The following is a 7374-nucleotide window of genomic DNA, read 5'->3' on the forward strand; positions in this document are numbered from 1 at the left end:
TTATCTGTCCTCCTTTTCCAAGTCTGTCTGCGGGAACAACCACAGATACAGATCTTCCAATCGTGGCTCCGTTGTAACAGCCCCATCAATTTCCGAATGTTCGGACAGATAACGAATAGAAACCTGATTGTGATCTTCGCCTCGCTGATTGATAATGCGCAGCCGCATTTCACATTCCGGCAGCTTTGAGGTCGGAATTATGCAATTCCAAACCTTGCCCTCAATCCGCTTGACAAGTTCTGCGGTAGTTCCGACATCAACAATTTCTCCGGCTTTCATAATTGCGTTGCGCGTAGAAATATATTCTATGTCAGATACGATATGGGTGGAAATCAACACGATTCGATCATGCGAAAACTCGGAAATGAAATTCCGCAGACGCACGCGCTCCCCGGGATCAAGTCCTGCTGTCGGTTCGTCCATGACAAGTATCTCCGGGTCGTTCAACATAGCCTGCGCAATACCAACACGACGCTTCATGCCGCCTGACAGATTGGAGATTTTTTTCTTTTTCACATCGGAGAGCGAAAGAATGTCCAACAAATGATTGATCTTTTGGGTGGTTGCCCTTGTAGGAATATCTTTCAGCGCAGCCATATACTCCAAATAATCTTTGACCGTAAAATCCCGGTGATACCCAAAATCCTGCGGCAGAAAGCCAAACTTGCTTCGGTAGACTTCACCTAACTCTCGAATGTCTTTTCCGTCATAGTAAACCGCTCCGTTGGTTGGTGTCATAATATCAGCAATCATGCGCATGAGCGTGGTTTTCCCTGCACCATTCGCCCCCAAAAGTCCCCAAACGCCGGGAGTCAATGTCAGATTGACATCATTTACTGCTGTTTTGTCTTTGAACTGCTTGCTTAAATGCTCTATTTTCAGTTCCATGCTTACACTCCTTTCTTTTGCTTCAGCTGAACAATAAAAAGCCCTTGTTCGATAATCATTGTACCGAACAAAGGCTTTTCAATCTCAAAAATCACACGCTTAAATTCCTAAGTAATTCCTAAGATCACATTCTTATTTTCCTAAGCGGAAAGTGGTAATGTAATCACAAAGTCTATGGTTTCGTTTTGACTGGATGCAGTAATCTTTCCACCATGTAAATGTATAATTTCTTCCGCAATAGAAAGACCAAGTCCCGCACCACCTGTATTAGAAAGCCGGGCATCATCCAAGCGATTGAATTTTTCAAATATACTGTTAAGCTGTTCCTGCGGAATTGTTTTTCCATGATTTTCAAAAGTGATCTGAATATCATGCTCTAACCGTTTGGCGGATATAGTGATTTCTGTCTGCGGGTAACTATATGACGCAGCATTTCGTAAAAGATTACTGAAAACTCTCGCCAGTTTTTCAGGGTCAGCGTTCACGGATAAGTTATCCTCCGCAGTAAATACCGCTGTATTGCCATTTGCGGAGAGTGTCGGATATATTTCATCTATTACCTGCGCAATCAGACAATGTAAATCCACAGTTTCTTTTTTGATAATAACCGTATGTGCATTGTACTTGGTAATTTCAAAAAGTTCATTGATGAGCTTTTCAAGGCGCTCTGCCTTATTCAACGCCACTTTTACATACTTTTCCTTTTGCTGTTCAGGCATGTCAGGGGCTTCATGGAGCAGGCTCAAATAGCCGATTACTGTTGTGAGAGGGGTGCGTATATCATGTGCCAGATACATAATAATTTCATTTTTCTTTTCTTCTGCCTGCTTTGCAGCCTGCTTGCTCAACAGAACAGACATTTTAATCTGATTGAGCTGTTCCTCCAGTTCTTTCAGTGGCTCAGACAACGATACTGTATGATTGTTCTGCTCATAGACCGTTTGGGTTGCGTCAATTACTTCATCCAGATAGCCCCACGGCTTTTTCCAATAGTAATTGAAGATACATATAAAGCCGAGCATCAGATACAAAATAAAAAGCAGATCAAGCCGCCAGTAGAGCCATGCAAAAATACCGTTGTCAAATTTTGAAAAGATGTAGTCCAAGATAAGGGTCAAACCATATCCAACAACGGTATAAACCAGCAATGATAGGTATAAGCGCACTTTAAGGCGCTTTTCTGTTGTCATTTCTTTATTCGACATGAGAATACACCTCCTACCGATTAGCAAACAGAAGAAAGCCAAGCAGACCAATCACGACAACACTTACTATGCCTGCCAGAATGGAAAACAGTCTGTTTGCTTTTATTCTATTTCCGATTAACCGGGCTGCCATCGAATATACAGCAAGCCCCAAAAGACCACCTGCCGTATTTGTAAGTACATCAGTAATATCAGAACGTCCGACTGCTAAGATATACTGCATAGTTTCCAATAAAAAACTTGTTCCAGCAATCAGCATGAACTTCACATATAATTTTGTTCTTGGCAGAAGCATTTGAAGATAAATGCCCATAGGAACAAAAATCAAGAAATTTTCGAGTACCTCTGTTAAGTGAAATGCTGCGCCAACTTCTTTGTCATAGTGAAAAGGAATAAGGTTTATACTCCTTACTTTATCCAGATCACTGATTGAAAACTGTAGTTTGAACAGTATGATCCAAACCAGAAGTGCCAGATAAATTAAGAATAAAATAGTTGCCAAACAATTTGATTTTCTCTTCATAGCGTTCTCCTTTCGCTTAAATTTTGTAGCCGACACCCCAAATCGTTTTAATATACTGCGGAGTATCGGAAGTATCGTTCAGTTTCTCGCGCAGATGCCGGATATGCACAGTAATTGTGCTGCTGTTTTTAGAGTAGTATTCATCTTTCCAAACCGCATGAAACAGTTCCTCAATGCTTACAACATTTCCAGCACTTGACAAAAGGACGTGGAGAATAGAAAATTCTGTCGGGGTTAGAGAAACAGGTTCCCCGTCTAACAGACATTCATGGGTCTGCACATTCAAGCACAATTTGTTATAGGAAAGTTCCGATGGAATTTTCTCTGTGATGATACCGGGTGAATATTTCTTGTAACGTCTTAACTGCGCTTTCACTCTGGCAACTACTTCAAGTGGGCGAAAGGGTTTTGTCACATAATCGTCCGCTCCCAATGTCAGCCCCGTTATTTTATCCGTTTCCTCAATTTTAGCCGTTAGCATTATGATTGGATAAGTGTATTTCTTTCGGATAAGCTGGCAAAGTGAAAAGCCGTTCATATCCGGAAGCATAATATCCAGAATGGCAAGATCAATGTCGCCGCTTTCAATACACGACATGGCATCCGTTGCGCAGTAAAATTTATAAACGACGTAATTTTCGTTTTTCAAGTAGACCTCCAACAGATCCGCTATATCTTGCTCGTCATCTATAATCAATATCTTTTCAGACATATTTTCAACTCCTTTGCTCATATTTCCAATTAAGTATAGCAAATACAACATCTAAATTCACAATGGATTGCCTGAGAAATTATTAAGATTTTCCTAACTTTCGAATTTAGGCAACTCAAAATGCTAACGTAATTTACATATCAGTTTTTTATGTGTCATACATATTCTCCAATATACTTCCATATAATGCACAGATTGACTTCACAATTGCATGCCATGAAATATCAGCAGCATAAGAATAATTTTTTGATATGTTTTCCATAAGGTCTCCATAACCGGACTTGATTCAATTTCATCAAATATTTCTCTTATATCCTCAGCTTCTATCAGGTCTAATGTTCCCCTTTTTTGGCTGTAGCCACAAGTGCAGTCCATAAAACTTGTTTTTGGAGTTGTTCTCCATACAACTTTTGTAAAATATAAATATCATAAAAATCTCTCATTCGTGTATTTGTAACGTTTCGACTAACAACAGTTTCCAATTTTTCAGCCAATACCGTTTCCAGATTATATGCCCATACCTCAATAGTGCGGTCTTCAAGCATAAGATTAAATTTGTACTTGATTTCTCTTGGTGTAATTACATCTCCTGTAGAAATATCAATCTTTAATGGTGTGATTACACCATCAAATTTCGTTTCCATGCTTACACGAACACCAGGATAATCTGCTTCTTCCATGATTTCCGATATCCGTTTGACCCGAAATGAAACACCATCGTCCAGTGGAATTGATATAATTTGGGATATAATCATTTCTACATCCTCCACACTAACATTAGTGCCTTTTATGGTAGCATCCAGATCCATAGTAGCTCTGGCATCCAGACCAACCATTGCCGCCACAAGCATTCCACCTTTTAATATAAACTGGTTTTTATACTCTGATAAAGAAATTCGTTCTAAAAAACGTTCCATCATATAATTCCGCATCAAAATCTGTGCATCTGCGGATTTTTTCTTTGACATATTACGAATTAAATCCTTTAATTGTCTTGCCGTTGTTATCATCTAAAGTAACACCTCCAAATATGGTCTAAGTATGTTTTCAACATGAAACATAGCTGCGTATTTCATAAGCATCCGTAAGTTTTTATCCTTACGTTTTGCATATTGTTTCAATGCGTCTTGAAAGACCTGCATTTCAACATTTTTTCTGCTACGAAGCAGATCACAAATTGTTCTCTCCATGTCATAAACGGGAACGGAATGTCCGAATGATGTCTGCATAGCTATGATTCCTATTTCATGTAAATCCTTTTTTACTGTGTACACTTGAAAACCGTCTTCCTGCAAACGACTTGGATTATATCCAGTTCTTACTGTTATGGTGTATTTCAAAGGCTCTCTGTCCGTTAAATCATGAAAAAACAATGCAGTTTCATGAGAAAATACAGCTTGACCACAACGTAAATGCAAAAGGTACATTGCATCTGTCCACGTATCCGGCGATACATACACACCATGAGCAGCTTGTTCTAATCCTCGTTCCTTCACATATGCATAAAACACAGACTTACTAATTCCATTATTTAGAACTTGAAATGTCTGAATTGTCCCTCCACATTCACGCAACAACAAATCTAATTTTTCAAACTGAGTCATATGCTTTCTCCTTTCGTGCTAATATGATAATATATATTAGCACGAAAGTAAAGACATATAGTACCAATAAAATATCGGTATTTTTGTTTTAATGATATCCCCTTGTTTCTCGCCATCCCTTTACATACCACCTGATTCCAACATATACCAGTTGCACGAATAATAAGAGAAATAGCAGATTGATTGGCAATGTTGTCTTTATCCACTTCCCAAAGTAGATAGCTGTTGCCATGCTTATAAGTATTACCATTATGGTAATCATATCCCAACAGCACTTCTTATATAACTCTGCAATCTTTATCTCTATAAATGCTACAAGTATTCCAGCACCCACCAAACATCCACCGCAGATCAGTATTCTTATCAGCCAATATACAATTCCGGCAACGACAGGATTGGATATTCCATTACTAATCTGTGCCATGTTCTTTCCTGTCAGTATAATCCACCCTGCAATGGTCTGTATAAAAGTGGCGATTGTATCAAAGAATACCACGCAATCAGAAATAAATATTTTTGACCGTATCATCTGAAAAAGAGTAGTTGATACGGAATACCATATCAGCAGAAACATCAATGCTTCATACATGGCTGTTTTTGTTTTATATCTGCCTGCCAGTTTTTCTCTCTGCGTATCATACTTTTCCTTGGCTTTCAGATAAGCTGTCAGGTTACAGTTCCCACACTTTTGATAGAGTACTGGCTTTTCAACCGGTATCTCTACTTTTTCTGATGAGAGAGTGCATAGTCCCGTTCCTGTTCTGCCTGCCTTAGCTTATCTTGACATTCCTCTGTCATGATTTCGGCAGCGTGCGTTTTCTCTTTCTCTCTCTGCAACAATTCTTTTGTTTTCCTCAAGTCGTTCTTTAAGGCTTGAATGTTCCCTGCTCTGTTCTCGCTGTTTAACCTCTCGTTCAAGATCAGCGATTCGTCGAGCTGCATTTTCAGTTCCCGGATAGTCCTGTCTTTCTGGTCGAGTTCTTCCTGCATCTGCTCTGTCAGCAGAAGCAACTCTTCCAGTTGATCGTCGCTCTTTGAGTTTCTTAATTCGTTCATCAATCGACCTTCCTTTCTCTAATTGCTGTTCAAGTTCAGTAATTCGCTGTTCTGTTTCTGCAATAGCCGGTTCTCGCTGTTTAATTTCTGTGCCAATTCCTGCCATTGCTGATTTTCGTCTGTAAGCTTCTGTATCTGGTCTGTCTTTTCTTCCAGAAGTATCAACAGTTCTTCTGTATCCGGCAAGATTTGAAGCAGTTCTGATAATTCGCTCTCTAATTGCTGCAATCGTTCTTCCTTCTCCTGAAAGCACATCAGCTTCTCGTCCTTTTCCTGTATTTCCTGAAGCATCTCTGCCATGATATTCTGCTGTTCCTCTATCTGTGTAATCATTGCTTCCATCATGGGAATTACTTCTTTGCTTTCTTCTAATGTCATTCAACCACTCCTTCCATATTGACAATGCACCGGATACCTTACCAAAGGTTTCAATTACCTTTTGCAGTAGTGCATTTTGTTTTTTAATCATCTGGTTTTCCTCTACCTTCCATGAACCATTCCATATCTGTCCGGTGAGATATTTTTCCTCAATCTTTCTTGCATCCGGACCCTCATGAATCGTAGGGACTTTTAATTTGCCCTGTCTTTCATAAGAGCGGTGGTCAATCTGATTGTCTACGGATAAATGCTGATTACACATCCTAGCCCATTCGCTTCGCCATAACTCACAATTCTTTGGATTATTCCAGCCGGTAGCATCGGTCAGAACCCGTTTCCATTGTTTTCGGTTTCTTGCCCCGACTTTCTGTACTCCGTTTTCATCAAGTACCGGAATGCGGATTCCATGCCGGTCAGGGTTTTTCTTATCCTGCCACCAGTCCGGGTGGGATTCATCAACTACGATATTTCCGTCAGTATCTCTGACAAAATCCCAGTCCTTGACTTCTTTGTTGCCCCATGAATGGTTCGGATTGAATGGTCGCATGGTTACAAGTAAATGCACATGTGGGTTCCCGTCGCCCTTATCGTGTATGCTCCAGTCGGCACACATTCCCTTATCTACGAAAGTTTTTTGAATATATTCGGTTGTATAATCAATCTGTTCCTGTCTGCTCCATTCTTTCGGTAAGGAAAATTCAAATGAGCGTCCAAGCTGTGCATCTGCATTTTTTCTATCTTCAAGACCTCATTCCATAGCCGCTGTTTCTGAAATGTGATTTTAAACTTTTCCAGTACAGCTTCTTTATCATCCGCTCTTTTATAACGGATAGACTGTTGAAACCTTTTTATATTTTCTTCCGGTACATGCAGCCATTCAGGAGGTGCATTTTCGCACATTATCAGACTGGTGTAGACGACTTCCTTTTTGGAAGTATAGTAACTGATTCTGCCTGTTTCTTCATTTTTCATCACATCTCCATTGAGATAGGCAGATGCTGATATAAT

6 protein-coding genes and 2 pseudogenes are annotated in these 7374 nt (G+C 39.8%); all 8 read right to left on the reverse strand.

Going from position 1 to position 7374, the window contains the following annotated elements:
* Entirely contained in the window at positions 1–888 is an 888-nt protein-coding gene (locus tag CK1_RS11230) for an ABC transporter ATP-binding protein (protein ID WP_003505354.1), read from the reverse strand.
* A gap of 140 nt (positions 889–1028) precedes the next feature.
* Entirely contained in the window at positions 1029–2093 is a 1065-nt protein-coding gene (locus CK1_RS11235; protein ID WP_003505357.1) for a sensor histidine kinase, read from the reverse strand.
* Positions 2094–2106: 13 nt separating this feature from the next.
* The gene (locus tag CK1_RS11240; protein ID WP_015526351.1) at positions 2107–2616 is read right to left on the reverse strand and encodes a VanZ family protein; all 510 of its coding nucleotides are present in this window, start codon (positions 2614–2616) and stop codon (positions 2107–2109) included.
* A 16-nt stretch (positions 2617–2632) separates the two neighbouring features.
* A complete protein-coding gene (gene vanR, locus CK1_RS11245) occupies positions 2633–3328 on the reverse strand; it encodes a VanR-ABDEGLN family response regulator transcription factor (RefSeq protein ID WP_003505360.1) in 696 nt (231 codons plus the stop codon).
* A 148-nt stretch (positions 3329–3476) separates the two neighbouring features.
* Positions 3477–4338 (reverse strand): annotated as a pseudogene (locus tag CK1_RS11250) (nucleotidyl transferase AbiEii/AbiGii toxin family protein).
* Positions 4339–4932, reverse strand: a complete 594-nt coding sequence (locus CK1_RS11255; RefSeq protein WP_003505367.1) for a type IV toxin-antitoxin system AbiEi family antitoxin domain-containing protein — start codon at positions 4930–4932, stop codon at positions 4339–4341.
* 88 nt (positions 4933–5020) lie between these two features.
* A complete protein-coding gene (locus CK1_RS11260; protein WP_502685134.1) occupies positions 5021–5650 on the reverse strand; it encodes a DUF6040 family protein in 630 nt (209 codons plus the stop codon).
* A 57-nt stretch (positions 5651–5707) separates the two neighbouring features.
* Positions 5708–7374, reverse strand: a pseudogene (locus tag CK1_RS11265) (MobA/MobL family protein); the annotation flags it as partial.

The sequence above is a fragment of the Ruminococcus sp. SR1/5 genome (assembly GCF_000209835.1).
GTDB classification, from domain to species: domain Bacteria; phylum Bacillota; class Clostridia; order Lachnospirales; family Lachnospiraceae; genus Blautia_A; species Blautia_A fusiformis.

Coding starts and splice junctions, on each gene's coding strand:
- CK1_RS11230 (WP_003505354.1), bottom strand. CDS start 888: ATGGAACTGAAAATAGAGCATTTAAGCAAGCAGTTCAAAGACAAAACA.
- CK1_RS11235 (WP_003505357.1), bottom strand. CDS start 2,093: ATGTCGAATAAAGAAATGACAACAGAAAAGCGCCTTAAAGTGCGCTTA.
- CK1_RS11240 (WP_015526351.1), bottom strand. CDS start 2,616: ATGAAGAGAAAATCAAATTGTTTGGCAACTATTTTATTCTTAATTTAT.
- vanR (WP_003505360.1), bottom strand. CDS start 3,328: ATGTCTGAAAAGATATTGATTATAGATGACGAGCAAGATATAGCGGAT.
- CK1_RS11255 (WP_003505367.1), bottom strand. CDS start 4,932: ATGACTCAGTTTGAAAAATTAGATTTGTTGTTGCGTGAATGTGGAGGG.